The sequence below is a fragment of the Rhizobium sp. P32RR-XVIII genome (genome assembly GCF_012641395.1).
Lineage (GTDB): Bacteria > Pseudomonadota > Alphaproteobacteria > Rhizobiales > Rhizobiaceae > Rhizobium.
In genome coordinates, this window is the sequence record NZ_JABAIH010000003.1 from 210,871 (window position 1) to 235,040 (window position 24,170).

General features: G+C 60.4%; 24 protein-coding genes, 1 tRNA gene and 2 pseudogenes. 14 read left to right on the forward strand and 13 right to left on the reverse strand.

Annotation, left to right across the window (positions count from 1 at the left end; all coding sequences use genetic code 11):
• Positions 1 to 22: 22 nt before the first annotated feature.
• Both HGP14_RS35495 and HGP14_RS10665 read left to right on the forward strand, forming a co-directional pair.
• Positions 23 to 154 (forward strand): annotated as a pseudogene (locus tag HGP14_RS35495) (ATP-dependent DNA ligase); the annotation flags it as partial.
• 74 nt (positions 155 to 228) lie between these two features.
• The gene (locus tag HGP14_RS10665; RefSeq protein ID WP_168829809.1) at positions 229 to 531 is read left to right on the forward strand and encodes an oxidoreductase; all 303 of its coding nucleotides are present in this window, start codon (positions 229 to 231) and stop codon (positions 529 to 531) included.
• 217 nt (positions 532 to 748) lie between these two features.
• On the opposite strand, the gene HGP14_RS10670 is transcribed toward HGP14_RS10665, so the two are convergent.
• From HGP14_RS10670 to HGP14_RS10680, 3 genes are all read right to left on the reverse strand, one after another.
• Entirely contained in the window at positions 749 to 1,870 is a 1,122-nt protein-coding gene (locus HGP14_RS10670) for an FRG domain-containing protein (protein WP_168829810.1), read from the reverse strand.
• A 72-nt stretch (positions 1,871 to 1,942) separates the two neighbouring features.
• Positions 1,943 to 2,200, reverse strand: coding sequence for a hypothetical protein (locus tag HGP14_RS10675; protein WP_168829811.1), 258 nt, complete (start codon positions 2,198 to 2,200; stop codon positions 1,943 to 1,945).
• Positions 2,201 to 2,521: 321 nt separating this feature from the next.
• Positions 2,522 to 2,597, reverse strand: a tRNA-Val gene (locus HGP14_RS10680).
• Positions 2,598 to 2,859: 262 nt separating this feature from the next.
• Between HGP14_RS10680 and HGP14_RS10685 the strand changes: the two genes are divergently transcribed.
• Positions 2,860 to 3,465, forward strand: coding sequence for a class I SAM-dependent methyltransferase (locus HGP14_RS10685; protein WP_168829812.1), 606 nt, complete (start codon positions 2,860 to 2,862; stop codon positions 3,463 to 3,465).
• A gap of 10 nt (positions 3,466 to 3,475) precedes the next feature.
• Here the strand turns inward: HGP14_RS10685 and HGP14_RS10690 are convergent, their stop codons facing one another.
• Positions 3,476 to 4,207, reverse strand: coding sequence for a YoaK family protein (locus tag HGP14_RS10690; RefSeq protein ID WP_168829813.1), 732 nt, complete (start codon positions 4,205 to 4,207; stop codon positions 3,476 to 3,478).
• Between the two features lie 180 nt (positions 4,208 to 4,387).
• Positions 4,388 to 4,594, reverse strand: a complete 207-nt coding sequence (locus tag HGP14_RS10695; protein ID WP_168829814.1) for a hypothetical protein — start codon at positions 4,592 to 4,594, stop codon at positions 4,388 to 4,390.
• Positions 4,595 to 4,791: 197 nt separating this feature from the next.
• Between HGP14_RS10695 and HGP14_RS10700 the strand changes: the two genes are divergently transcribed.
• Complete coding sequence (locus HGP14_RS10700) at positions 4,792 to 4,977, forward strand: hypothetical protein (protein ID WP_168829815.1); 186 nt, start codon at positions 4,792 to 4,794, stop codon at positions 4,975 to 4,977.
• A gap of 165 nt (positions 4,978 to 5,142) precedes the next feature.
• Here the strand turns inward: HGP14_RS10700 and HGP14_RS10705 are convergent.
• Positions 5,143 to 6,353: pseudogene (locus tag HGP14_RS10705) on the reverse strand (MFS transporter).
• A gap of 522 nt (positions 6,354 to 6,875) precedes the next feature.
• Here HGP14_RS10705 and HGP14_RS10710 point away from each other — a divergent pair.
• From HGP14_RS10710 to HGP14_RS10755, 10 genes are all read left to right on the forward strand, one after another.
• Positions 6,876 to 7,778 carry a DMT family transporter gene (locus tag HGP14_RS10710; protein ID WP_168829816.1) on the forward strand — a complete coding sequence of 301 codons (903 nt, stop codon included), beginning with the start codon at positions 6,876 to 6,878 and terminating at the stop codon, positions 7,776 to 7,778.
• A gap of 237 nt (positions 7,779 to 8,015) precedes the next feature.
• The gene (locus tag HGP14_RS10715; protein WP_168829817.1) at positions 8,016 to 9,179 is read left to right on the forward strand and encodes an isovaleryl-CoA dehydrogenase; all 1,164 of its coding nucleotides are present in this window, start codon (positions 8,016 to 8,018) and stop codon (positions 9,177 to 9,179) included.
• Positions 9,176 to 10,783, forward strand: coding sequence for a carboxyl transferase domain-containing protein (locus HGP14_RS10720; RefSeq protein ID WP_168829818.1), 1,608 nt, complete (start codon positions 9,176 to 9,178; stop codon positions 10,781 to 10,783). Before HGP14_RS10715 ends, HGP14_RS10720 begins: the two co-directional genes overlap by 4 nt.
• 7 nt (positions 10,784 to 10,790) lie before the next feature.
• Entirely contained in the window at positions 10,791 to 11,174 is a 384-nt protein-coding gene (locus HGP14_RS10725) for a RidA family protein (RefSeq protein ID WP_168829819.1), read from the forward strand.
• Positions 11,175 to 11,183: 9 nt separating this feature from the next.
• A complete protein-coding gene (locus tag HGP14_RS10730; protein WP_168829820.1) occupies positions 11,184 to 13,160 on the forward strand; it encodes an acetyl/propionyl/methylcrotonyl-CoA carboxylase subunit alpha in 1,977 nt (658 codons plus the stop codon).
• A complete protein-coding gene (locus tag HGP14_RS10735) occupies positions 13,157 to 14,026 on the forward strand; it encodes a hydroxymethylglutaryl-CoA lyase (RefSeq protein WP_312862124.1) in 870 nt (289 codons plus the stop codon). The genes HGP14_RS10730 and HGP14_RS10735 overlap by 4 nt, the downstream gene beginning before the upstream one ends.
• A complete protein-coding gene (locus HGP14_RS10740) occupies positions 14,026 to 14,814 on the forward strand; it encodes a crotonase/enoyl-CoA hydratase family protein (protein ID WP_205927118.1) in 789 nt (262 codons plus the stop codon). Before HGP14_RS10735 ends, HGP14_RS10740 begins: the two co-directional genes overlap by 1 nt.
• Positions 14,815 to 14,875: 61 nt before the next feature.
• Positions 14,876 to 15,247, forward strand: coding sequence for a DUF2384 domain-containing protein (locus tag HGP14_RS10745; RefSeq protein ID WP_168829823.1), 372 nt, complete (start codon positions 14,876 to 14,878; stop codon positions 15,245 to 15,247).
• Positions 15,240 to 15,758 (forward strand): RES family NAD+ phosphorylase, encoded by a 519-nt coding sequence (locus HGP14_RS10750; RefSeq protein WP_168829824.1) that lies wholly within the window; start codon positions 15,240 to 15,242, stop codon positions 15,756 to 15,758. Before HGP14_RS10745 ends, HGP14_RS10750 begins: the two co-directional genes overlap by 8 nt.
• A gap of 135 nt (positions 15,759 to 15,893) precedes the next feature.
• Positions 15,894 to 16,895, forward strand: coding sequence for a LacI family DNA-binding transcriptional regulator (locus tag HGP14_RS10755; RefSeq protein WP_168829825.1), 1,002 nt, complete (start codon positions 15,894 to 15,896; stop codon positions 16,893 to 16,895).
• A 32-nt stretch (positions 16,896 to 16,927) separates the two neighbouring features.
• On the opposite strand, the gene HGP14_RS10760 is transcribed toward HGP14_RS10755, so the two are convergent.
• The 7 genes from HGP14_RS10760 to HGP14_RS10790 all read right to left on the reverse strand — a co-directional run bounded on the left by HGP14_RS10760 (position 16,928) and on the right by HGP14_RS10790 (position 24,153).
• Entirely contained in the window at positions 16,928 to 17,719 is a 792-nt protein-coding gene (locus tag HGP14_RS10760) for a transporter substrate-binding domain-containing protein (protein ID WP_168829826.1), read from the reverse strand.
• Between the two features lie 22 nt (positions 17,720 to 17,741).
• Positions 17,742 to 18,659: a N(4)-(beta-N-acetylglucosaminyl)-L-asparaginase gene (locus tag HGP14_RS10765; RefSeq protein WP_168829827.1), complete on the reverse strand. Its 918-nt coding sequence runs from the start codon at positions 18,657 to 18,659 to the stop codon at positions 17,742 to 17,744.
• A 9-nt stretch (positions 18,660 to 18,668) separates the two neighbouring features.
• Entirely contained in the window at positions 18,669 to 19,403 is a 735-nt protein-coding gene (locus tag HGP14_RS10770) for an amino acid ABC transporter ATP-binding protein (protein WP_168829828.1), read from the reverse strand.
• Between the two features lies 1 nt (position 19,404).
• On the reverse strand, positions 19,405 to 20,076 hold the full coding sequence (locus HGP14_RS10775) for an amino acid ABC transporter permease (protein ID WP_168829829.1): 672 nt from the start codon (positions 20,074 to 20,076) through the stop codon (positions 19,405 to 19,407).
• Positions 20,076 to 20,750, reverse strand: coding sequence for an amino acid ABC transporter permease (locus HGP14_RS10780; RefSeq protein WP_205927119.1), 675 nt, complete (start codon positions 20,748 to 20,750; stop codon positions 20,076 to 20,078). Before HGP14_RS10780 ends, HGP14_RS10775 begins: the two co-directional genes overlap by 1 nt.
• A 195-nt stretch (positions 20,751 to 20,945) precedes the next feature.
• Positions 20,946 to 22,439 carry a DegQ family serine endoprotease gene (locus HGP14_RS10785; protein ID WP_168829831.1) on the reverse strand — a complete coding sequence of 498 codons (1,494 nt, stop codon included), beginning with the start codon at positions 22,437 to 22,439 and terminating at the stop codon, positions 20,946 to 20,948.
• A 232-nt stretch (positions 22,440 to 22,671) separates the two neighbouring features.
• Positions 22,672 to 24,153, reverse strand: a complete 1,482-nt coding sequence (locus HGP14_RS10790; RefSeq protein WP_168829832.1) for an FAD/NAD(P)-binding protein — start codon at positions 24,151 to 24,153, stop codon at positions 22,672 to 22,674.
• Positions 24,154 to 24,170 lie beyond the last annotated feature (17 nt).

Here is a 24,170-nt window from a genome sequence, read left to right on the forward strand (position 1 = left end):
CCGGCAGGAAGAGCGCGATGCGGTCTATGTGAAGCCGATACTCATTGCCGAGATCGAATACCGCGCCTGGACGCATGACGGGAAGCTGCGGCACGCCTCTTATAAGGGGCTTCGAGAGGAGCAGGACGAGGCGGCGATTTATGAGATCGAGTGAGAATTTAAGGTGGAACTAATTTTTCATGCTGGGGTTCGGCCCCTCAGAAGCAAAAGCAAGAATGGGAGAATCCAATGCTTTTGAAACTCATCACGGTCTCCGCACTTTCGATCGGTCTTGCTACGTCGGCGATGGCTCAGGCCAGCGGCGGATCGGGTGGGACCGGCGGTTCCGGCAGCACGAGCGGTTCCGGCGCCACCGGCGGTTCTGGCGGCGCGCAAAATCAGAACACGAGCGGTAACTTCAATGGCGGGAGTGATGCCGCCGGGAGTGATATCAGAGAGTCCTCGGACTGCGTTCAGGGCAAGACCGCAGCCAACAAGGCGGGTAAGCCCGTAGCTGGTACAGCCAAGGATGCCGGTGGCAACTGCCAGTAACATTAAGCAGACGATCGAGAAAAAACCCCGCGGTCGCTCTGCGGGGTTTTCTTTGGTGTGCCCGGCAGGTGCGAAGAAGCGGCGATCTACGAGATCACGTGAGACACTACCGGCGAAAAGCAAGATGATTTCGCAAACCGTCTTTTTGTCTCAAAAAATTGGCAAGCTGTTGATTCTGACGGATTGCCTTACTCCCGCATGGGGCACCATCGCAGCGCTAATACCGAAAATTTTTCAGTTTCATCTCTTCGCATGCTCCGTCAATTCCTGGAAAAAGAGAGCCGGCGGCCACTCCCATCAAGCGAAGTTCCGTTAAAACTGGGCCACGCTCAGTAAAGGGTAGTTCGAAAACGCTGAGGTATGTCTTGTTCGCTGCCTTGCCACATTGGGTCAAGTAATCTTCGACATCATCGACGGTTGTGATCGAGCAAATTGCTTGTTGCGGCAATGCCCGCGGATTTTCAAGTGCGATGGGATTGAGAAGAGAGAAGTGCGGCCTGACGTTTACAACGCTGTAAATCTGACGAAAATCGCTAAGCCAAGCAGCCCGATCGAACATAAATATCCTGATCTTACGGTTTGCCTCAATTGCGCCTTGGGGCTTTTCTCTGAAAGCAAAGTATGCGGCGACATAGGGTGAATGCGTCCAATCTAGCAAGGGCGTGGGATAGCCATGATGTTGGAGCAAATTCCAGAAAGCCGCATTCTGTACGTTGTCACGAAGATCGAAGTAATGGTTTGTTTTTGAGGTCACCATTGCATGCAACTGAGGGATGTCGTCCGCTTGAAACTTATGCAAGTCGCTTCGATTGGTCCGATGAAATGAGGTTCTAAGTCGGTTAACAACAGGCTGACCTCGAAAGATGAAGCGGTCAGGCTCCATCGATCCCACCATTTGTTTGAACCTTTCCCAGCTCCTGACCTTCTTGTCTACGACCAGCTTGCTCTTCTTTTCCGCAGATCCACGGGTCAGCAGAGAAGTAATTGTTCCAAGCGTTTTGGTGTCCATCATCGTTGTGGCGGTAACGCGCAGCCCTTTGCTCAACATTTTCAGGTCGATCAAAGCGTGTGTAGGAAAATCAATACCGGGGAAAGAGGAGGATAACTCCGATCTGGGTATGTCGGTGGCATCAAGATATCGCTGAATTGTGACCGGCACTTTAAGCTGTTGATGATCCTTTTTGTCCTGAGTCTGGAACCCGCAAACGTAAATTCCGTAGTCGTTACCGGCCTCGAATACGCACGCTCTGCCGGCGAAGTGCGTTTCGTACTCGTCAATCTGAAGCGTAACTTGTCCAGAAGAATACCCGCTATAATTGCCTTGCCACTGCCCTCGCATCGACACCTCTCCGCAATCACACTTGGTCTTTAATCGCTTAAATACACCGGCCTATCTGCTAGTCGCTTAATGTCAGTCGAGCGGAAGTTCAGCGTCAAGGGCATCGTGGGCCTGGATTTTCGTCAACAAGCCAAGCAGTCTCTCTCCCAAATAGATAGCCGTATCCAAGTCCTTGTTAGGCAACTCATCGGCGTGGATGGCTGCACTTGCTATCCGGAAGAAAACATCAAAGCTGTCACGCTGCCTGCTTAGTTCGGGATAGAGCCCCATGGCTACTTTTACAAGTTCCCGTGTTGACATCGAACGGCGTCTAACACTCCACTCTGGCATGCGACGTTCCCCGAGTTCCCGGTGGGTTGATACCACGGGGGCAACTGCCGGAAAATGTGGATCAAGATTTATCCGGAGACATTTCTGATGAATAGATTTTCTTCAAGCTAAATTTCCCGGAGACCCTAGGGGTGCGGTCTACGCCATAGAGCCGCTACGGCGCTTGTAATGTCTGCCTGCTGGAGGGGTGAGGGGAGCGTTTCGGGTTCCCTTTTAAAATCAAGGGGCGGTTTAGGCCGATAGGTGAGGGGAATTGCACGTGGACGAGAGTTGCTAAGCAATTAATTTTGCTTCGAAAACGAACGATTTTTTATGGAAAGATGGTGGGCGATGAGAGACTCGAACTCCCGACATCCTCGGTGTAAACGAGGCGCTCTACCAACTGAGCTAATCGCCCCCGGGTGCCGCAGCACCTAGCGTGGATGGCTCTCTAACGATATCGGCGTCGAACTGCAAGACCGTTGCCGGGATTTTTCTCCAATTTTTTCTGACCGGCAATCACCATCCTGCCGGGATGCGCCCTTCAGATTGTTGTGAAGGGCGGCGGATGCCTCGCCTCGTGAGTTTCGTCAGGCGGGACTTGTATATAGAGATAGGCTGCGGCCCGGCACTCCTTGGTGCTGTGCCGATCATGAAATCATTCTCTCATGGAGCATAGAGTGAAAACGCGCGAAGAGCGGTTACGCCTGAGGAATAGCACACCGCGTACAAGGCTGGATTTCGTTCATACCGAAGGCGCCAAGCTGCTGCCGGATCGCAACGAGCTTCTGCATCGTCTGCCGAACCGCGGGATCGCGGCCGAGATCGGCGTCGCCGAAGGCGAGTTCACCGACGAAATTCTCAAGCGCAATCGCCCCGCCAAGCTTTTCCTCATCGACCCCTGGGGCATGGACCGCTACTCCGCCGGCATGGCCACCGTGCGCGAGAAGTTCGGCAGCGAGATAGCCGATGGAACGGTGGAGATAAGGCAGGGGACGTCGCTCGACGTCTTGCGCACGTTCGAGGACGGCTTTTTCGACTGGCTGTACATCGATACGGACCACTCCTTCGACCTCACGTGGCAGGAACTGGTGCTCTCAAACAGCAAGGTCAACCGGGGCGGCAGGATTGCGGGCCACGACTTCTGTACCGGCAATACCGTCAAGCCGATCGTCTATGGCGTGGTGGAAGCCGTCCACAAGTTCTGTGCCGATTATGGATGGCGCTTCGAATATCTGACGCTGGACCCGGATGCGCATTTTTCCTTTTGTCTGCAGCGCCTCTGAGGTAGCACCTCTACGAGACAGCCTGCGCGCGCTGGTTCCTTGCGCGGGAAATGCCGGTCGCGGCGATCATCAGCAGTAATGCGGCGGCGCCGATCAGCATGAAACCTCCGACGGCGCGATAGGCCAGAACCCCCACGATCCCGCCAACCAGAAAGGCGAGGATAGTGTGGACATGCAAAAGGAGCTTGGCGCGGTTGTGCCGTGCCTCGCTCGAGGGCTCCCGTCCGCGGAGGATATCAAACGCTATCCCGAGCTCGATCCCGATATCGGTCGCCATTCCCGAAATATGGGTCGTTCTCACCCGGGCGTCGGAAATGCGTGTGACGACAGCGTTTTGAAGGCCCATGAGAAAGGCAAGGCCGATGACCAGCACCGGCGCGCGCCAGGCTCCAAGCAGCCAAAGGTCGGCGCAGCCGAGGATCGCAAGCAGGATCGCTTCGGTCAGGATGCTATAGGCATAGATGCCGTGCACATTGCGTCTGCGGCCGGCATTGATGAGCAGGGTCGAGATGGTGGCGCCGACGATGAAGGTGACGACGATCGCAAGATAGAACAGGCCGGAAAACCATGCGCCAACGGCAATATGATCGGAGAATGTCGAGACGTTTCCGGTCATGTTCGCCGAGAAGAAGCCGACCGCGTAAAACGCTGCTGCGTTCAACGCGCCCGCGATCGCGGCGAGCCACGAGGCCAGCTTCCTATCGATTTGTTCGTTTCGTTCGTGCCCCTGGCGGATCAGCATGCGCTTCGTCGGTCGTGCGAGATGCCGAGAGCATAGAAAGGAAAGGGCCGGCAGGAAAGGCCCAGCACCAGCATTGTCCCGTTATTCTCTGATCCGGAAAACGAGAGCGTCGGCCGCCGACCCCTTTGAGGAATCGGCGGTCATCGGAGCCATCCGTCCGTCGGCCGAAAAAAGGCCGGCTTAGTGCGCCGTACGCAGCTTCGAGGCGAGAGCCAAGATCATGTCGTCAGCAGCATCGGCGATCGCCATGGCGACCTCAGCCGGCTCAAAGCCGTTCTTCTGCGCTTCCTTGATGATCTCAAGAAACATTGGTTCGAAGGATGCCCGGCAATCGAGAAGGCGCTGCGCATACTGCGTTGGTTCAGCATTCAGGCTGTGAATATCCATGCTCTAAACCCCTCAATTGAGCACTCAGCATGGCAAGAAATTTCGGCTTAGGCAAGAACATGCTTAAATATCGGTTAATTCCTAAGGATGATCCCGAGTTCGTCAGCGGGCAAACCGCGCCGGGAGCGTATGATCACCCGGATTGACTCCCAGCTTAAATAGGAACATATAGTGAACAGACTTTCGTGGAGGTTCTCATGACTCACGCAGAGCTTGTCATCAAGAATGCCCTGGATTTCGTTGCCGCGTCGCGTTCGGCCCGCGAACGCGACCTCGAACGTCGCGGGCGGTTGCTCCAGCGGATTGAGCTGATGAGAGCGCCGAACCCTTACCTCGTAAAAACCCGCGGCGGCGAGCAGCTGAAGCTGGATCTGGATCGCTGAAGAAAGGCGACGCCGCCGCAATGCAGTCGGCTAGGGCGGGAAGCCATCTCGCATGCGCTCGAATGAGGAAGGCTCTGTTGCAAACGCTAGCCGCGATACGAGAACTGGTGTCCCTGCCTGATCTGCCTGACATAGAAAGGCTCGAGGATGTTGGCCTGCTCCGTGTCAGCTTTCCTCCGGTGGTTTGAGCTGCCGGAACTGCAACAACAATAGCAGGTCATAGACGATCTTCAGCGTAGCGCAAATGAGGAGCGGCCAAGCTCGGTACGAGGCGGCAAAGAGAGCACCCGCAAGCGCGGGGCTGGCCGCCGCGGCTAGGCTGCGCGGCACGGATGTGAAGCTCGCGGCCGCCGCCCGCTCCGCCTCCGTCACAACGGCCATCACGTAGGACGATCGCGTCGGCACATCCATCTGCGAGAGAGCCGCCCGGATCAGCAGCAAGCCCAGTGCGACGGGCAGGGTGGGCGCGAACGCCGCCAGCATCAGGGCAACGCTCGAGGGAATATGGGTGAACACCATGGTGTTGATCAGTCCGATGCGCCGCGACAGCCATGCGGCGACAGGAAAGGAGAACGCCGACAGCACGCCCGTCCAGAAGAAGAACACCCCGGCTTCGGAGAGCGACAGATCGAAACGCTTGAACAGCCAGAGGGCGAGGAGCGATTGGACAACGAAGCCCCCTGCGAAGGCGTCGAGGCTGAACAGCGCCGCAAGCTTCAAGACAATGGCGCGCGAGGGACCGAGTGCGGCGGCTCTGGCGGGCCCGTGGCTAGCGATACGCGTTGGTATGCGTGCATAAAGGAGGCCGCCGGCAGTGCCCAGGAGCGCGTAAAGCACGAACATCAGCTTGATTGCTGTCAGTTGGCCAAGCCCCATGGCGTTAGATCGGGCAGGGCGGCCGCGAGCGCGCCGGCGGCACCTGCGAGCGCCCCCACGAGGCTGTAGCGAGCAAACATCTTCGTCCGCTGCGCATCGTTCACTTCGCGGGTGAGTGCCGCGTGTTCCAGTGGCACGAAGACACTCACGCTGCCGGCCGACGGATTGATTGTGCCGGCGAATGCGATCACCAGCAACAGCAAGTAATCGTCCATCAGCGACATCGCCACACCCGTGGCAGTCATCAGGCTTGCGGCGGCCAGAAGTAACCAGCGGAGATCATAGCGGACTCCGAGGAAGCCGACGGCGATCGTCAAGAGTGCAGAGCCAAACAGCGATGCTGTCGCGATGATGCCGACCTGCAGCGGGGAAAATCCGAGAACCAGCAGGTAGACCGGCAACAGGATGGCGACGAAGCCGTCGCCGAAATCGCGCAGCGCGCGCGCCGCGAAAAGACACGTGGCGGGATGGCTAGTTTGCACGGATCTCACTGCCGACATGACCCATCGCTTGGTCCCGGTCTTTTGCGTTGCCGGCCGGATGGCCGCACCCGGCCCAGGATTCGAGGCCGCCTTCCGAGCCTGGTATCAAGGTGCGGGTTGGCGTCGATGCGGACGCCGGCGCTAACTTGCGGGACAAGTTTTCGGAGGAAATTTCAAAAGGCGATGAAATCATGCGTCCTCCGGGTGAGCGGTTGAATGGACGCGATGCTTCGGCTGTCGCCTCGTGGGGTGATCGCAACCCCATGCGCGATCTTTCCTCTCTTTGCCGGAAGGTGTCAAGCGGCGCGACCGCTCAGATCAGCGCATCCAGACCTCGTGAATCGCGACGATGACAAGGGTCGATTCTGTCGCAAACTCCGAAGTAGCCGCGATCATCAATGCCATGTCACCCGTCACCAAGAAGTTTGCAGCAGAACCATGAGAAAATATGCATGCTGGCGTCGCGTTGCCATTGTCAACGCGAGCGCTGGTTGCTACTCCGGGTGGCGTATTCAAACGCATTTTCCTTCGCAGGCTCCCATGTTTTTGAGATCAGCCGATGAGGCGCCGTCGCCGCTTTTTGGCATAGCGCTGGCATGCATCGGTTATTCGCTCTTTGCCGTCCAGGATGCGATCGTCAAATGGCTGGTCGCGGACTATTCGGTGCCGCAGATCCTTTTCCTCCGTAGCATCATCATCGTCATCTTCGCGGGCATCTTCGTGCGCCGGCGCCGTCATCCGTCGATCCTGAAAAGCGCCCAGCGGGGCCTGCTCCTGACCCGCGCGCTGCTGATGTTCGTCGCCTGGCTCGCCTACTATTCATCAGCGCGCCATCTCGGGCTTGCCGAGATCACAACGATGTATTTCTGCGCGCCTGTCATCGTTGTTGTCTTGTCGATTTTTGTGCTTCACGAGAAAGTCGGCCCGGTTCGCTGGCTAGCCTGCATCGGCGGCTTTGCGGGCGTGGTGCTTGCCGCGAACCCGGCAGAGGCGCCAAGCCTCATCCCGGCCGGGATGGTCCTGTTTGCAGGTTTCTGTTGGGCTGGGAGCGTCGTCCTTCTGCGGCTGAGCCATGCGGAAAGCACGGTGAATCAGATGATGGCGACGAGTTTCCTTTTTGTCGTCGCTTGCGGAGCGGCGCTTCCCTGGGTCTGGAAATCGCCTGATCTCTTCGACTGGTGCCTGATGATCGGGCTGGGCTGCTTCAGCGCTGCCGGCCAGTATCTGCTCTACGAGGGTTTTCGCCACGCGCCCGCCTCGACGCTCGCGCCCATCGAATACAGCGGCCTCGTCTGGGCCTTTCTCTATGGTTATCTCATCTGGGCAGAAGTGCCGACACCGAACGTCTTTGCCGGTGCGCTGTTGATCGTCGCCTCCAGCTTGGCGCTCATCTGGTGGGAACGCCGTCTCGTGGTTGCCTCAAGACGGCGTCTGGCCGCTTAGTGTCCGACAGGCGCTGTTCCATTACGAAAATATCGCGATCATAGTAAGCTGCTTTTCGATTGATGCGCCGCAGCGCCATTTTTGGCGCGGAAATTCCGCGAATCGGGTGCTATTGTCCTGAAAGTGGGCGGATGAGCGGAAGAGGAGCTGCTTTCCGGATCATTGATCAATCTGCGATCTCGTGACGAGAGCAGATGCTGACGTTTCAGCGGATCGGCGGCTAGGAGGAGAGGCCGGATGTATTCAGGCGGTTTGAATTTCGCCCTCGGCGACGAGATCGAGGCATTGCGCGAAAGCGTCAGGCGGTTTGCAAGCGAGCGCATCGCGCCGCTGGCGGACGAGACCGATCGCAGCAACAGTTTCCCGGCGCCGCTCTGGCGTGAGATGGGAGACATGGGCCTGCTCGGCATCACCGCCGATGAGGCCTATGGCGGTGCTGGCCTCGGTTATCTCGCGCATTGCGTTGCCATGGAGGAGATCAGCCGGGCGTCGGCCTCGGTCGGATTGAGCTACGGCGCGCATTCCAATCTCTGTGTCAACCAGATCAACCGCAACGGCAATGACGCGCAGAAAGCCCGCTATCTGCCGAAGCTGATTTCGGGCGAGCATGTCGGTGCGCTGGCCATGTCGGAGCCGGGCTCCGGTTCGGATGTCGTCTCCATGAAGCTTCGGGCTGACAAGCTCGGCGACCGCTATGTGCTGAACGGCAGCAAGATGTGGATTACCAACGGCCCGGATGCCGATGTTCTGGTGATCTATGCGAAGACCGATCCGCAAGGGGGGCCGCGCGGTATCACCGCCTTCCTCGTCGAGAAGACCTTCAAGGGCTTCTCGACCGGCCAGAAACTCGACAAACTCGGAATGCGCGGTTCGAACACCTGCGAGCTGGTCTTTGCGGATTGTGAAGTGCCCGAGGAGAACGTCCTCAGTGCGGTCGGCGGCGGCGTGAAAGTATTGATGTCGGGGCTGGACTACGAGCGTGTCGTGCTTTCCGCCGGACCGCTCGGCATCATGGCGGCATGCCTGGATATCGTCCTGCCCTATCTGCATGAACGCAAGCAGTTCGGACAGGCGATAGGCGAATTCCAGCTGATGCAGGGCAAGATTGCCGACATGTATGTGACGCTGAATACGGCACGCGCCTATGTCTACGCGGTCGCGGCTGCCTGCGACCGCGGCGAGACGACCCGAAAGGATGCCGCCGGTTGCATTCTCCATGCAGCCGAAAAGGCGACGGGACTGGCGCTCGAAGCGATCCAGGCCCTGGGCGGCAACGGCTATACCAACGACTACGCCGCGGGGCGGTTGCTGAGGGATGCCAAGCTTTACGAGATCGGCGCGGGAACCTCCGAAATCCGGCGCATGCTGATCGGGCGCGAACTCTTTGCGGAGACGGCATGACCGTACTCAAATCCCAGATTTCGACCAGCTCCGAAACCTTCAGGGCCAATCAGGCTGCGATGCGGGCGGCGAGCCAGATCGTTGAAGACGCCGCGCGCACGGCCGCAAACGGCGGGGGGGCAGGGGCGCGGGAAAGGCATGTGAGCCGCGGCAAGATGCTGCCGCGCGATCGGGTGATGGGGCTGATCGATCCGGCAACGCCATTTCTGGAAATCGGCACGACCGCCGCTTACGGCATGTACGGCGACGAGGCGCCGGGTGCCGGGCTGATCACGGGGATCGGGCGCGTCGCCGGACGCGAATGCATGATCGTCTGCAACGATGCGACCGTCAAAGGCGGCACCTACTATCCGATGACGGTGAAGAAGCATCTCAGAGCGCAGGAAATCGCCGCCGAGAACAATCTGCCCTGCCTCTATCTCGTCGATTCCGGCGGTGCCAATCTGCCGAACCAGGACGAGGTCTTTCCGGACCGCGAGCACTTCGGCCGCATCTTCTACAACCAGGCCAATATGTCGGCGGCCGGTATTCCGCAGATTGCCGTGGTCATGGGCTCCTGCACGGCGGGCGGGGCCTATGTTCCGGCCATGTCGGATGAAGCGATCATCGTCGAGGGGCAGGGAACGATCTTTCTCGCCGGCCCGCCGCTCGTCAAAGCAGCGACCGGCGAGGTCGTCTCGGCGGAAGATCTCGGCGGCGGCGATGTTCATACGCGCGTTTCCGGCGTTGCCGATCATCTGGCGCGCGACGACGCCCATGCCCTGGCGCTGGCGCGCCGGGCCGTGGCTTCGCTGAATCGCGCCAAGGCGCTGACGATCGAGCTTCGTGAGCCGGAGCCGCCGCTCTATGATCCTGCGGAAATCGCAGGCATCATACCGGCCGATCTTCGCACGCCCTACGAGGTTCGGGAGGTGATCGCCCGCATTGTGGACGGTTCGCGGTTCGACGAATTCAAGGCTCGCTACGGCACCACCCTCGTCTGCGGCTTCGCGCATATCCACGGCATTCCGGTCGGGATCATTGCCAACAACGGCGTGCTCTTCTCCGAATCCGCGGTAAAGGGCACGCATTTCGTCGAGCTCTGCTCGCAGCGGAAGATCCCGCTGGTTTTCCTGCAGAACATCACCGGCTTCATGGTCGGGCGGAAATACGAGACGGAAGGCATTGCCAAGCACGGCGCCAAGCTGGTCACGGCGGTGGCAACAACCAGGGTGCCGAAGATCACGATGCTGATCGGCGGCTCCTTCGGCGCTGGCAACTACGGCATGGCCGGCCGCGCCTACTCGCCGCGCTTCCTGTGGACATGGCCGAACAGCCGGATCTCTGTCATGGGAGGCGAGCAGGCGGCGGGCGTTCTTGCCACCGTTCGAAGCGAAGCGCTCAATCGCGCGGGAACAGCTTGGAGTGCCGATGATGAGGCGGCCTTCAAGAAGCCCATTCTCGATCTTTTTGAGAGCCAGAGCCATCCGCTCTACGCCTCCGCACGCCTTTGGGACGATGGCACCATCGACCCGCTGAAGAGCCGGGACGTGCTCGGGCTCTCGCTTTCGGCGGCACTCAACGCGCCGGTCGAAGAAACGCGTTTTGGTTTGTTCAGGATGTGAGGAAGACATGAAACGGGAAGCGATCAACGCCCTCGATGCACCCCAGCCGCAGGGCGGTTACTCCCAGGCCGTGAGGCTGGAGAATTTCGAAAGGCTGCTGTTCGTCAGCGGCCAGGTTCCGGTGCTGCCGGGTCAGGCGATCCCGGAGGATTTTGCGGCGCAGGCCCGGCAGGTCTGGTTGAACATCGATGCCCAGCTCCGGGCCGCGGGCATGAGCAAATCGGACATCGTCAAGATCAACACCTACATCGCCGACCGCAGCTATTTGGCAGTCAATCGCGAAGTCCGCAGCGAATATCTGGGCTCGCTGCTTCCGGCCTCCACGCTCGTCGTCGCCGGGCTCGTCGATTCCGCCTGGCTGCTCGAGATCGAGGTGGTCGCGGCTCAATAGGAAACAGCGATGTTCTCGAAGGTCCTGATAGCCAATCGTGGCGAAATCGCCTGCCGCATCATCCGCACTGCGCGTCGCATGGGCATCCATACGGTGGCCGTCTATTCCGACGCCGATACCGGCGCGCTGCACACCGAGCTTGCCGATGAGGCCATCCGCATTGGCGGTGCGGCGGCGCACGAAAGCTATCTTTCGATCGAGCGCATCGTCGCGGCTGCCACGCGTGCCGGCGCTCAGGCGGTCCATCCGGGCTACGGTTTCCTTGCGGAAAATGCCGAGTTCGCCGAGGCCGTCGAAGCGGCCGGGCTGGTCTTCATCGGACCCCAGCCATCCGCAATCAGGGCCATGGGTCTGAAGGATGCCGCCAAGGCATTGATGGACAGAGCACGCGTTCCGGTCGTGCCCGGCTATCATGGCGACTGTCAGGAGCCGGACTTCTTGGCCGACAGGGCCGCCGAGATTGGCTTCCCGGTGCTCATCAAGCCACGGGCAGGCGGCGGCGGCAAGGGTATGCGCCGCGTCGACCGGGCCGAAGACTTTCCCGCGGCGCTCGAAGCAGCAAAGCGCGAGGCGCATGCGGCTTTCGGCGACGATGCGGTGCTCCTCGAAAAATACCTGCTCCTCTCCCGCCATATCGAGGTGCAGGTTTTCGGAGACCAGCACGGCAATGTCGTTCACCTTTTCGAGCGTGACTGCTCGCTGCAACGGCGGCACCAGAAGGTGATCGAGGAGGCGCCGGCACCCGGCATGACGGCTGAGATGCGCCGCGCCATGGGTGAGGCGGCCGTGCGTGCGGCGCATGCGATCGACTATCGCGGCGCCGGGACAGTGGAATTCATCGCGGATGTTTCGGATGGCCTGCTGCCGGATCGCTTCTTCTTCATGGAAATGAATACGCGCCTGCAGGTCGAGCATCCGGTGACGGAGGCGATCACAGGCATCGATCTTGTCGAATGGCAGCTGCGGATTGCAGCCGGTGAACCATTGCCTACAAGCCAATCCGACCTCTCCATCGATGGCTGGGGGTTCGAGGCGCGCATCTATGCGGAGGACCCGGCGAAGGGTTTCCTGCCCGCAACCGGCGTTGTCGAACAAATGCGCTTTCCGGTCGATGTGCGGATCGACGCGGGTGTCAGGTCCGGCGACCGGATTTCCGCACACTACGATCCGCTGATCGCCAAGATGATCGTGCATGGACCGGACCGCCAAACCGCCCTTGCGAGGTTGACCCATGCGCTGCAGGCGTCGCGGATTGCGGGAACGGTCAGCAATATCGGTTTCCTGGCTAATCTGAGCCGGCAGAAAGATTTCGTCGCCGGTCATCCCGATACGGGCTTGATCGATCGCGATCTTGAGATGCTTACGGCAATTCCGCCTGCTGCCGATACCGTGGTTGCGCTTGCCGCGGTGCTGTCGCTTGATGCCAACGTGTCCGGCGGCAGTCCGTGGGATACGCTCGGTCATTGGCAGCTCTGGGGCGAGATGCAGCGCATCGTGACCCTGGAACATGCAGGCGAAGGCGCTTCTCTGCGGGTCGTGGCACGTGGCTTTGACATGTTCGCCGTCCATGATGGCCATCGCGTGATCCCGATCAGGATCGTCAGCCGCGATCGAGATCGTGTTCAGGTTGAGGTCGATGGCAGGCAGGTTCCAGTCGAGATCGAGCGTGGGCCGCATCGGCTGAGCCTGAGCCTGGACGGTCATACGCATCTCTTCACGGCTCCCGATCGGCTCGATGGTGCTGCGTCGGAAACCGAGACAGGAAATCGACTCATCGCGCCGATGCCGGGCTTCATCAAGATCGTGCGGGCGAGCGAAGGTGCGACGGTGTCGAAAGGCGAGCCGTTGATCGTCATGGAAGCGATGAAGATGGAACTGACGCTGACTGCGGCGCGTGACGGTGTCGTGGAAAGCGTTGAGGCGAGCGAGGGCCAGCAGGTTTCAGAAGGCACCGTTCTCGTGACGCTGAAGCCGGAGGAGGCGTGATGGCGTCCACGGAGGAATATGTTTCGATTGTCGAGATGGCTCCGCGCGATGGACTGCAGAACGAAGAGCGTTTCATCGGGACAGCGGACAAGATCGCGCTTGTCGATATGCTTTCGGATTGCGGCTACGAGCGCATCGAGGTCACGAGCTTCGTGAGCCCGAAATGGGTGCCGCAACTCGCCGATGCAGCAGAAGTGATGGCGGGCATTCGACGCAAGCCGGGTGTCCGCTATGCCGTGCTGACCCCGAACATGAAGGGCTTTGAGGCAGCGCTTGCGGCAAGGGCGGACGAGATCGCGATCTTCGCCTCAGCCTCCGAGAGCTTCTCCCAGCGCAATATCAATTGCTCGATCGCCGAAAGCATCGAGCGCTTCCGGCCCGTCGCCGACGCCAGCCGTGAGCATGGTATCAAGATGCGCGGTTATGTCAGCTGTGTCGTTGAATGCCCCTATGAAGGTGTCGTTCCCCCGGCCAAGGCCGCGGAGGTTACGGCACGGCTGAGAGAACTCGGCTGCTACGAGATCAGTCTTGGCGACACGATCGGCCGCGGGACCCCGGAAGCCGTCGCAAAGATGCTGGCGGCCGTGTTGCAAGAGGCGCCTGCTGCGATGCTGGCCGGCCATTTCCACGATACGTCCGGTCGCGCGCTCGAAAATATCGACGTCGCGCTGGACCACGGGCTTCGCACCTTCGATGCCTCGATCGGTGGGCTTGGAGGTTGTCCTTATGCGCCGGGCGCCAAGGGTAATGTCGATACCCTGGCCGTCGCGCGCCACCTTGCCGCGAAAGGCTATTCGACCGGGCTTGCGGAGGAAAAGCTGAAGCAGGCGGCCGCCTTTGCTCGTACATTGAGGAGCGCTTCGTGATGCCTGAAACGCTTCGCATCGAGACCGACGAGCGTGGCGTCACGCGGCTGACGCTTGCGCGAGCCGACAAGCACAATGCGATATCGGCAGAGATGATGGATGAACTGACGGCCGCGGCAAAGGAGTTTGGCGCCGATCGCCGCGTTCGGGTCATCGTGCTCGCGGGGGAGGGCGCAAGCTTTTGCGCCGGCGGCGATCTTGGCTGGATGCGCGCGCAATTCGAAGCCGGACGCGCCGAGCGGATTTCCGAGGCAAGGCGTCTTGCAACGATGTTCCGCGCCTTAAACGATATTCCGAAACCAGTAATCGCCCGGGTGCAGGGCAATGTTTTCGGCGGCGGTGTCGGCCTGCTCAGCGTTTGCGATCTGGTGATCGCTTCTGAAAGTGCCCGGTTGGGCCTGACCGAAGTTCGATTGGGCATCATCCCGGCGACGATCAGTCCTTTCGTCATCGCGCGCATCGGCGAGGGCGCCGCGCGACCGCTCTTCATGTCCGGCAAACTTATCAGCGCATCGGAAGCAAAGGCCGCCGGTCTTGCTCAGTATGTCGTTCCGGCGGACGGCCTGGATGCGGCAGTCGAAGCCGAGATCTCGCATTTTCTGAAGGCATCGCCTGAGGCAATCGCAAGAGCCAAGGCGCTCGCGCGTTCGCTCGGTTCACCGATTACAGATACGGTCATCGAAGACGTCATTCAGCAACTGGCAGATACCTGGGAAACGGACGAGGCGCGTGAAGGCATTGCCGCTTTCTTCGAGCGGCGAGAGCCATCCTGGCGAAGCGGAGCTTGAAGTGAGCGTAGTTTGAGCATATTTTGATTGCACAGTGATCAAAATATGCAAAGGTCAGGCCATGACAGCCGCGAGTTTCAATAATATCGCTGCTCACTTCGGTGACGAGCACTCCTCGTTTCTGTCCCCCCGCCGGGTTGCTGAAGAGCTTGGCGTCACGCTCGCCGAACTCGCGCGGCTGATCGGCGTTGCCCGCAACACGTTGACGGCGCAGTCGAGCGCCCGCAAGGTCGATAGCGCGCTCAGCAACGTCGTCCGCATCCTTTCCATGGCGAGCGAGATGGCTGGCGACGAGAACCGCGCGGTGATCTGGTTCAAGCATCAGCCGATCCCCGGCTGGGGCGGCAAGACGGCCTTCGATCTCGTCGGTGAAGGCAAAGCCGACCGCGTCCTTGCCTATCTCGAGGCCGTGCGGTCCGGCGTCTATGCCTGAGACGCAAGCCGGCGCAGCTACGCTTCTCTGGCGCGCCTTCGTTCCGAAATGGGCCTATGCGCCGCTATCCGGCGAGGGCGCCGGTCGCTTCGGCGGCCGGTGGAACCCAGTGGGAGCGCCGACGATCTACGCGGCTCGGGAGTTGTCGACGGCCTGGGCGGAATATAACCAGGGCTTCGTGCAGCATCCTGCAATGATCGCGCAACTGGAGCTCAAAGGCGCGCGCCTGGCGGACACGATGGACCCGGCGCTTCTGCACGAGTTCGATGTCTCTGCCGACATCCATCATTGCGAATGGCGCTTGCTGATGGACGAAGGCAAGGTACCGGCGACCCACCATCTCCGCGAACGGCTGATGGCATCGGGTTATCACGGCGTGATCTATCCGTCCTTCATGTCGCATGGCGGCACGTGCGTGGCACTATGGATGTGGAACGAGCCGGGCGGACCGGAGCTCCGCGCAATTGATCCCGAAGGCAGATTGCCCAGGTCGCCGGCCTCCTGGCTATAGCTGCAGTTCCTACGGTACAGGTGGAATTGCACAGAGCGTCGCATTCTGGCAGTTTTGACTGTGAAAAGGCGGGGGCCAGCTAGCCAAGGCGGTTGAGCTTACGGTATCACACCGGAAAAGGTTGGAACTGCAGAAATGAAGTTATCGACGAGCCGCGACGCCGCGCCGACGATTGCAGATGTTGCGCGCGTTGCGGGTGTTTCGCGCGCGGTTGCAAGCCGCGCCCTTTCCGCCGAGCCGCGGCCGGTTTCCGACGAGAAGCGCGAGCGGGTGATCGAGGCTGCGACGGCCCTCGGCTACAAGCCCAATCTGTTGGCCCGGAGCCTGACGACCAAGACGGTTAATCTCGTCGCGGTCGTCGTCAATCATATTCACGATCTCTCTGACCTCGACCTTTTCGACCGGCTGATCGACCAGATCCAGGCGATTGGCAAGCAGGTCATCCTCATCCGCATAGGCTCCGTTGCGCGCGTCGAGGAATTCTTGCGCAACGGCGTCGCCTATCACGTCGATGCCGCACTGGTGTTTTCGGACTTCGCCGATGCTGCAACCGTCAGGCGCATGTTCCGGTCAGATCTGGTCGTCATGCTGAATGGCCTGCACGACCAGCTGGCTCCGGTGGTGATGCCGGACGAAGCGATCGGCATCGAGGACGCTGTGGCCGACGCGGCGCGGAAGCGTGTGAAGACTGCCGGGCTCGTCACGGGCCGCGCCTCTTCACCGGTTGAGCACGCGCGCATCGGTCTTTATCGCCAGGCTTTTGCAAAACATCGGATCGAGCTGGTGCGAACGGTACAGGGTGACTATTCCTACGCCAGCGGCCATGCTGCCGCGTCAATCCTGACGGGCGACGATTGTCCGGATGCGATCTTCTGTACGTCCGACGCCATGGCCATGGGCATTCTCGACGTCTGCCGTTCCGACTTTCCGGGAGATAAACCGCCACGCTTCAGGCTGTACGGTTTCGACAACCTGTCACTGACGGATTTCGACGCCTACCCGATCTCCTCCATCGGCTACGACAAGTCGGATTACGTCCGCCATATCGTCGCCTTCATCGCAAACCCCGAAGGTTTCGAGCCGGGTCAGCCGCCGATCACCGTTCCGACGCGTTTCGTGCTCCGCGCCACGTCTTGAACGGGAAAGGCCGCCCGAAGGCGGCCTTGGGTTTACCACTGCGGGTTCAGAGCCGGCGGGTTGGAATCCGCACCCCACCATTTCTTGTAGTTGGCTTCGTAAGCGCCCGACTGGATGTAGTCGGAGACGAACATATCGAGCCAGCGGACGAACTCCGGGTCGCCCTTGGCGACGGCAATGCCGATCGGATCGTTGGAGTAAAGGCCGGGCAGCGTGACCAGCGACGGGTTCTTCGTTGCGAGATAGTCGAGCAGCGAGGAATCTTCGATCGCCGCAACAACGCGTTTCTGCTGCAACTGCAAGACGCCATCCGGCGCGAACTGGTCGACATAGACCAACTGGGCTTCCGGCACGGCGGCCTTCAGGAAGGTTTCACCCGTGGTGCCGCGGCCGACGACGACCGTCTTGCCAGCTAGGTCCTTCAGTTCCTTGATGCCCGCATCCTTCTGCACGATGATGCGGAGCCCGGCGCGGTTGTAGGGGATCGTGAAATTGACGGTTTTGGCCCGCTCGAGCGTTGCCGACGTATTCGCAACGGCCACATCGATCTGGCCGGAAACGAGCATCGAAATACGGGCGTCGCCGGAAACATCAACGAACTCCACGGGAACGCCGATCTTTTCGGCAAGCCGCGTCGCGACGTCGACGTCATAGCCGACTGGATTGTTCTGCGCGTCGCGGAAGCCGATCGGCTCGCCGCCGAGCGAGACGCCGATGCGCACGGTGCCGCGTGAACGGATGTCGTCCAGCATGCCGGCCACCGATGGCAGCGCTGAGCCGGCGACGACGGCGAGTGCTGCAAGAGCAGTGAGTATGCGTTTCATGTTCGATTCCCTCTTTTGTTGATTACGCCGATTTCGCCGTCCGCAATTCCGGTTCGGACATCGAATCCTCCCAGAGCCAGTAGCGGATCTCGCCCTCGCATCTGAAATTCACCACCTCATGGTTCCCCTTGGCGTCGACCGCGTGAATAACGACGCCTGCCAGGAAGCCAGAGTCAAGTTCCTTGAGCTCTTCGACTGCAAGTTTGATCGCATCGGAGAGCGAATAGCCAAGTTTGAGCGCCAGCACGATCGTACGCGAGGTCGAACAGCGCATCGTCATTTCGCCGGTATGGGTGCAGGCGGCGGCCCCATAGCGGCTGTCGGCGTAGAAGCCGGCGCCGGGGATGGGTGAATCGCCCAATCGGCCGGGATATTTCCACGCCCAGCCGGATGTCGAGGTCGCCGCATGGATGCCGCGCTGCGGATCGGCCGAGAGGAAAACGGTGGTGTCGCGCACCCGTTCGGGATCGGTGATCGCGCGGCTCAGCGGCGCCAGCGGGATGTCCGGGAATTTCGCCAGATCCTCCGGAGAAAGCTCCTTTTCCAGCCGTTCCCACCAGACGCGCTTGCTGTCTTCGAAGAGGACGTTGTCTTCCGCGAAACCGATTTCACTCGCAAAACGCCGGGCACCATCTCCGGTCAGCATCACATGCGGCAGGCGTTTCATCACCTCATGAGCAAGGGCGGCGACCGGAAGCGTATTCGGCACGGCGCCGACCGAGCCGACCTCGCGGGTATTGCCGTCCATGACGGCGGCGTCGAGCTCCATATTCCCGATCATGTTCGGCCAGCCGCCGTAACCGACGCTGCGAACCTTCACTTCGCTCTCGACCTTGCTGATGCCGGCAACCAGGGCGTCGAGACTGTTGGCCCCCTCGCGCAGCATCTGCACGGACGTCGGAAAACCAGGCCAGGCTTCTTTATTGGCCACGAGCAGCATGAAAGACCTCTAATCTTTGCGCATTTTGGAAAGGAACTGGGCAACGCGGGGCTGCGCCATGCCGCCGTCGGCGGCGAAGAATTCTTCGGTCGGCAGATCGACCAGCAGCTTGCCCTTGTCGAGGAAGACGATCCGATCCGAGATATGGCGCGCAAACTCGATTTCGTGGGTGACGAAAAGCATCGTCGTGCCCTGCTCGGCGAGTTTCGCCAGGATCGCCAGCACCTCCGCCGTCATTTCTGGGTCAAGCGCGCTCGTCACTTCGTCAAGAAGCAGATAGCGCGGCTGCATGGCAAGGGCCCGGCAGATGCCGACGCGCTGTCGCTGACCGCCGGAAAGCTGGGCCGGATAGGCATCGGCGCGGTCGCCAAGGCCGACGGACTGCAACAGGGCACGTGCTTCGGCTTCCGCTTCGCCGCGGGACCTTTTCAGAACCTCGATCGGTGCAAGCGTGATGTTTCCGAGCACCGTCATGTGCGGGTAGAGATTGAAAAGCTGAAAGACCGTCGCCGAGCGCTTGCGGGCTTCCGCTAGCTCTTTCGGTTTGCCGACGTCGAACTCGTCAACCGTGATCCGCCCGCCGTTGAGCTTTTCCAGTCCGTTGATGCAGCGGATCAGCGTTGATTTGCCGGACCCGGACGAACCGAGAATCGACACCACCTCGCCGGGCTGGATTGTCAGATCGACACCGTCGAGAACGGTGGCATGACCGAAGGCTTTCCGGACGTTTTCTACATTGAGCATGTCAGAGCCCTCTCCAGGCGCTGTAGGCCCTCAGGCGGTTTTCGAAACGCGTGCCGAGAAGCGCGACCAGCTTGGCAGCGGTGTAATAAAGCAGGCCGACAGCCGTCCAGACGATGAAAGGCTTCAAGGTTCGCATGTTGAGGATGTTGCCGATCTTGGTGAGATCGACGACGCCGATGACGGAAATCAGCGACGTCACCTGCAGCTGATTGACAAGCAGCGCCACCAGCGGGCCGATCGCAAAGGCCGCGGCCTGCGGTGCGACGACATGGCGAAGCACTTGCCATCGGGTAAGTCCGAAGACGCGTGCGGCCTCGATCTGCTCGCGGCCGATGGATTCGATCGCCGAGACAGCGATGACATAGACGAAGGCGGCGGTATTGGCCGAAAGCGTAATGGTCGCGGCGGTCACCGGCGTGACGCGGATGTGCAGCAGGCCTGGCAGGCCGAAGAAAACGAGGAATAGCTGCACGAGTACCGGCGAGTTCTTCAAAAGCTCGGAGAAGAAGGTGACGATCGGCGTCAGGACCGGCACCTTGTAGAAGCGGATTACCGCCCAGATGAGGCCGATGACCAGGCCGATCAGCGAGGTTCCAAGGAAAAGAGCGAGGCTGACGCCGAGCCCCTGTGCCAGCAGGACGAGATCGTAGGATGTGAAATCCGTAAAGCGCATCAGGCCACGTCCTCCATCATGTCGCGATTGAGACGGCGGTGCAGGAGGGTGACGGCGAGCGAGACGAGATAGGTCAGCGCCGCATAGACGACAAGCAGCACGACATAGACTTCAAATGGCCGGTAGGTCTGCGAAACGACGATCTGCGCCGAGCCGGTCAACTCGTTGAGCGTGATCGTCGAAAGGATGGAGGAGGTGAGAACCAGGTTGATCAGCACCGAGCCAAGCGGACGAACCGAGGTCCTCAAAGCGATCGGAAGCACGATGCGGGTGAAGATCACCCGCCGCGACAGGCCGCTCACTTCAGCCGCTTCGATAATGCCCTGATCGATCGCCAGAATGCCGGCGCGGATAACGTCGGATGCGTAGGCGCCGCCGGCGATCGACAATGCGATGACGCCCGTTGTGAAGGCATCAATGTAGATCCCGATCTCCGGCAGTCCGTAATAGAAGAAGAAAAGCTGGACGATGAACGGTACGTTGCGGAAGATATCGACATAGATGAAGGCGATCTTGCGCAGCGCTTTCGAAGACGACGTACGGGCGAGCGCGACGAAGGCGCCCATAAGCACACTGCCGATCAGCGCCAGCGAACAGGCCTCGGCGGTCAGCAGCGCACCTTGACCGAGAAAGCCCAGGTGAGGCAAGAGGATCGAAAGGTCGAGCCGCACCATTCCTCCCGTGCAGGATTGAAACCGGTTTCATCTTGTTTGTTGATGAGGAACTTGTCAAGTTCGGGCCAAACGTGGCCGGTGGGTGGCAAGACCCTTCATGAGGCGAATTGTGATCGGCTTGAACGGCCGACGCTGAAAACGATGACGCCCCGCATCCGGGGATGCGAGGCGCGCGACATTTGGTGAGTTTGAAGGTCAGGCTGCCGAGAACGGCACGGCTACGAAGATTTTGTTGCCGTCGCGTTCGACAAGCAGGAGCACTGACTTGCGGCCCGAGTTTTCAGCATTGGCAACGGCTTTCTTCACATCGCTTGCATTGGCTATGGGTTGGTCGTTCACCGAGACGATCACGTCGCCTGTCTGAATACCCGCGGCCGCTGCTGCTGCGTCCTCGTTCACGCCGGTGACGACAGCGCCCTTCGCGCTTCTCGGCAGGTTCAGTTCGTCCCGGATATCTGGCGTCAGGTTGGAAAGTGCCATGCCGAGGCGCGGGCTGCCTTCCTGCTTGCCGTCGCTTTGTTCAGCCGCCGCCTGCTTGTCGCCGGTGTCGCTGCCGCCGATAGTGACATTGAGTTCTGTGCTGCTGCCATCGCGCCAGACCGTCAGCGTTTCCTTGTTGCCCGGGGCCATGTCGGCAACCAGGCGCGAGAGGTCCCTCGGGCTCTTCACGCTTCCGCCGCCGACAGCCGTGATGACATCACCGGTCCTGAGACCCGCACGGGCCGCGGGGGTGTCGCCGGTGACCGCGGCGACCAGCGCGCCCTGGGGAGTGCTGAGACCGAGAGCGTCGGCAACATCGCGTGTTACCTCTTGGATTTGAACGCCGAGATAGCCATGGTCGATGGAGCCGTTCTTCTGAAGCTTGGCAGCGATCGCCTTTGCTTCATTCGATGGTATCGCGAAACCGACGCCGACACTGCCGCCATTCGGCGAATAGATGGCAGTGTTGATGCCGACGACGTTGCCGTCACGGTCGACCAGCGGGCCGCCGGAATTGCCGTGATTGATCGGCGCGTCGATTTGAATGAAATCGTCATAGGGGCCGCTGTGCAGATCGCGGCCTCGGGCCGAGACGATGCCCGCCGTCACGGTCGTGCCGATACCGAAGGGGTTGCCGATGGCCAAAATCTCGTCGCCAAGCTTCAGCTTGTCGGAATCGCCCCAGGCAACCGTCGGAAGCGGCTTCGACGCCTGGATCTTCAAAACGGCGATATCGGATTTGGGATCGGTGCCGACCAGCTTGGCCGGGAGTTCCGTGCCGTCATCCAAGGTCACCTTGATGTCGATGGCGTTGTCGATGACGTGGTTATTGGTAACGATGACCCCATCCGGGCTGATGATGAAGCCGGAGCCGAGCGCCATGGCGCGCTCACCCTGCTGATGCTGCGGGGCCTGCTTCGGAAGCGGTATGCCCTGCTGTTCGAAGAACTGGCGGAATTGCTCCTCCATCGGTGACTGCTCGCTGCTGACATCCGTGGTCTTCATCGTCGTGGTGACTGTAACGACTGCAGGTTTGTCGGCGTCGACAACCGGTGCGAAGGAGGTGCCCGATGCAACTGTGCCGTTGACCCCGGCAGGTGCGGCTACGGCACTTGAGGCGTCGATGGCAAAAGGCACGACGGCCGTGCCGGCAATCAGGGCGGCGCCGACCAGAGCTGCGGCGCGATGCTTGGAGATGATCATTGACATGGTGGAAAGGTCCCTTGCGAAATCAATGCATGGCGGCGTCGCTGTTCCGTGTCGGGGAACGCGGCCGTCGGGCGAAACTGGCGTCAATTCTTTCGTCTTCTGAATGAAACCGTCAGTGTCTGACGGCGAATACTGTCAAGCGGAAGAACTATCGCTTAAGAGTCATATGCTCCGCTGGGGCCGTATTTACAAATTAAATGTTCATTACAGATTCATTGCAAAAATTTAAGCATTACAAAGATTTAATACTTGAACAGAAGGCAGATTCTGCAGCTTCCGGTTGGACGATTTCCGTTCCTGAAACGGCGGCATTCAGCTTACCGGCGAGCTGCGCGGCAACGAAGGCAGCGTGTTCCGTCACCTGCGGCAAGCCCATGAGCTCGCCAAACGTGCCGCGCGCAAGCGGGCCTGAAATGATCAGTGTCGGGTTGGGTTGGCCGCCGGTTCCAATTGCCTCCGAGATTTCGTTGCAGGCGATGCCGAGGCCGGTCGGATCGAGCTGTAGATGTCCGGCTGCGTTGAGCTCATGCAGCCATCGCTGGCTTTCGAGTATGCCGCCGTGAGCGGGGCCCGTTGTCACGACCACTGCCTCGAAGCATTTCTCCACGCGCTGGCCGTTTCTTTTGCGAAGAACCACATCAATGCCGTCGCCATTGACCGTCGCGTCAGCGACGGAAGCGGCGAGAACCTGAAGCCTTCCTTCTGCAATGGCACGGTCGAGAACTTCCTCGACCTGCGGCGCGATCCGGAAACGATGGACATCCCAGTAGGGCCGCAAATGGCGAACGATGCGGCAGCGCTCCGCGACCGGCAGATTGCGCCAGATTTCATGTCCGTTGCTGCGCACCTGGTCGATGACCGCATGCCAGCTTGTCCCGGCTTCGACCGCTTGCCTGATCGTCTCGCGAACCTTCCGGAGAAGAGCGGCGGCACTTGCCGACGGATCGGAAAGAAAATCGCCGAAGGGGTCCTGGCGGGAGGGCGGATGGCCGCGCGAACGAAGTCCGCGGCGCGAAATGGAGATGATCGGCCCACGATGGCCGCCGCGCGTCAGCGATGCAACGATATCGGCGGAGGTCAATCCATTGCCGACGATGAGGACGCAATCGTCGGGGCGAATGACATCCAGGGAGCCGCGCCGCGTCGAATCCGCAACAAAGCGCGGATGATCGGCCAATGCCGCCGAAAGGCTGCGTGGTGCCGACGGTGCGGGATGAGTCGCTGCGATCACCAGAAAATCGGCTCGTGTTTCATCATTTCTGTCGTCGGTTATCAGCCAGCCTTCGGGGCTCGAGGATACTTTTGTGACCCTCGTCTTCCTATGCTCGACCGCACCGCTTTCGAGGAGGGGGCGCAGTTTCGCAACCACGTAAGCGCCAAACAGACGGCGCTGCGGGAAGAGATTGCCGTTCGGCCACAGCGCTTCCGGATCGTCGGCGACCCTATCCTTATCCACCACCCATTCGAGGAAGTCTTCCGGCTGATCGGGAAGCAAGCTCATGCGTGCCGCAGGCACGTTGATGCGGTGGGCGGGGTCTTCGGTGTCATAAGCAAGCCCGCGGCCAATCTCGGCACGCGGTTCGAAGACGATGATCCGCGGCGGTTTGGCCGCCGTTGCCTTTGCCAGATGGTAAGCGACGCCCGCGCCGGAAACGCCACCGCCAATGATGGCGACGACCGGCCCTGCCAATGCATCCGTCTCGTTTTTCGTCACCGCTGCCGGTCCAACCG

Excerpts from the sequence above, each read along its gene's own strand:
- HGP14_RS10665 (WP_168829809.1), top strand. The coding sequence starts at position 229 with ATGCTTTTGAAACTCATCACGGTCTCCGCACTTTCGATCGGTCTTGCT.
- HGP14_RS10670 (WP_168829810.1), bottom strand. The coding sequence starts at position 1,870 with ATGCGAGGGCAGTGGCAAGGCAATTATAGCGGGTATTCTTCTGGACAA.
- HGP14_RS10675 (WP_168829811.1), bottom strand. The coding sequence starts at position 2,200 with ATGCCAGAGTGGAGTGTTAGACGCCGTTCGATGTCAACACGGGAACTT.
- HGP14_RS10690 (WP_168829813.1), bottom strand. The coding sequence starts at position 4,207 with ATGCTGATCCGCCAGGGGCACGAACGAAACGAACAAATCGATAGGAAG.
- HGP14_RS10695 (WP_168829814.1), bottom strand. The coding sequence starts at position 4,594 with ATGGATATTCACAGCCTGAATGCTGAACCAACGCAGTATGCGCAGCGC.
- HGP14_RS10700 (WP_168829815.1), top strand. The coding sequence starts at position 4,792 with ATGACTCACGCAGAGCTTGTCATCAAGAATGCCCTGGATTTCGTTGCC.
- HGP14_RS10710 (WP_168829816.1), top strand. The coding sequence starts at position 6,876 with ATGTTTTTGAGATCAGCCGATGAGGCGCCGTCGCCGCTTTTTGGCATA.
- HGP14_RS10715 (WP_168829817.1), top strand. The coding sequence starts at position 8,016 with ATGTATTCAGGCGGTTTGAATTTCGCCCTCGGCGACGAGATCGAGGCA.
- HGP14_RS10720 (WP_168829818.1), top strand. The coding sequence starts at position 9,176 with ATGACCGTACTCAAATCCCAGATTTCGACCAGCTCCGAAACCTTCAGG.
- HGP14_RS10725 (WP_168829819.1), top strand. The coding sequence starts at position 10,791 with ATGAAACGGGAAGCGATCAACGCCCTCGATGCACCCCAGCCGCAGGGC.
- HGP14_RS10730 (WP_168829820.1), top strand. The coding sequence starts at position 11,184 with ATGTTCTCGAAGGTCCTGATAGCCAATCGTGGCGAAATCGCCTGCCGC.
- HGP14_RS10740 (WP_205927118.1), top strand. The coding sequence starts at position 14,026 with ATGCCTGAAACGCTTCGCATCGAGACCGACGAGCGTGGCGTCACGCGG.
- HGP14_RS10745 (WP_168829823.1), top strand. The coding sequence starts at position 14,876 with ATGACAGCCGCGAGTTTCAATAATATCGCTGCTCACTTCGGTGACGAG.
- HGP14_RS10750 (WP_168829824.1), top strand. The coding sequence starts at position 15,240 with ATGCCTGAGACGCAAGCCGGCGCAGCTACGCTTCTCTGGCGCGCCTTC.
- HGP14_RS10755 (WP_168829825.1), top strand. The coding sequence starts at position 15,894 with ATGAAGTTATCGACGAGCCGCGACGCCGCGCCGACGATTGCAGATGTT.
- HGP14_RS10760 (WP_168829826.1), bottom strand. The coding sequence starts at position 17,719 with ATGAAACGCATACTCACTGCTCTTGCAGCACTCGCCGTCGTCGCCGGC.
- HGP14_RS10765 (WP_168829827.1), bottom strand. The coding sequence starts at position 18,659 with ATGCTGCTCGTGGCCAATAAAGAAGCCTGGCCTGGTTTTCCGACGTCC.
- HGP14_RS10770 (WP_168829828.1), bottom strand. The coding sequence starts at position 19,403 with ATGCTCAATGTAGAAAACGTCCGGAAAGCCTTCGGTCATGCCACCGTT.
- HGP14_RS10775 (WP_168829829.1), bottom strand. The coding sequence starts at position 20,076 with ATGCGCTTTACGGATTTCACATCCTACGATCTCGTCCTGCTGGCACAG.
- HGP14_RS10780 (WP_205927119.1), bottom strand. The coding sequence starts at position 20,750 with ATGGTGCGGCTCGACCTTTCGATCCTCTTGCCTCACCTGGGCTTTCTC.
- HGP14_RS10785 (WP_168829831.1), bottom strand. The coding sequence starts at position 22,439 with ATGTCAATGATCATCTCCAAGCATCGCGCCGCAGCTCTGGTCGGCGCC.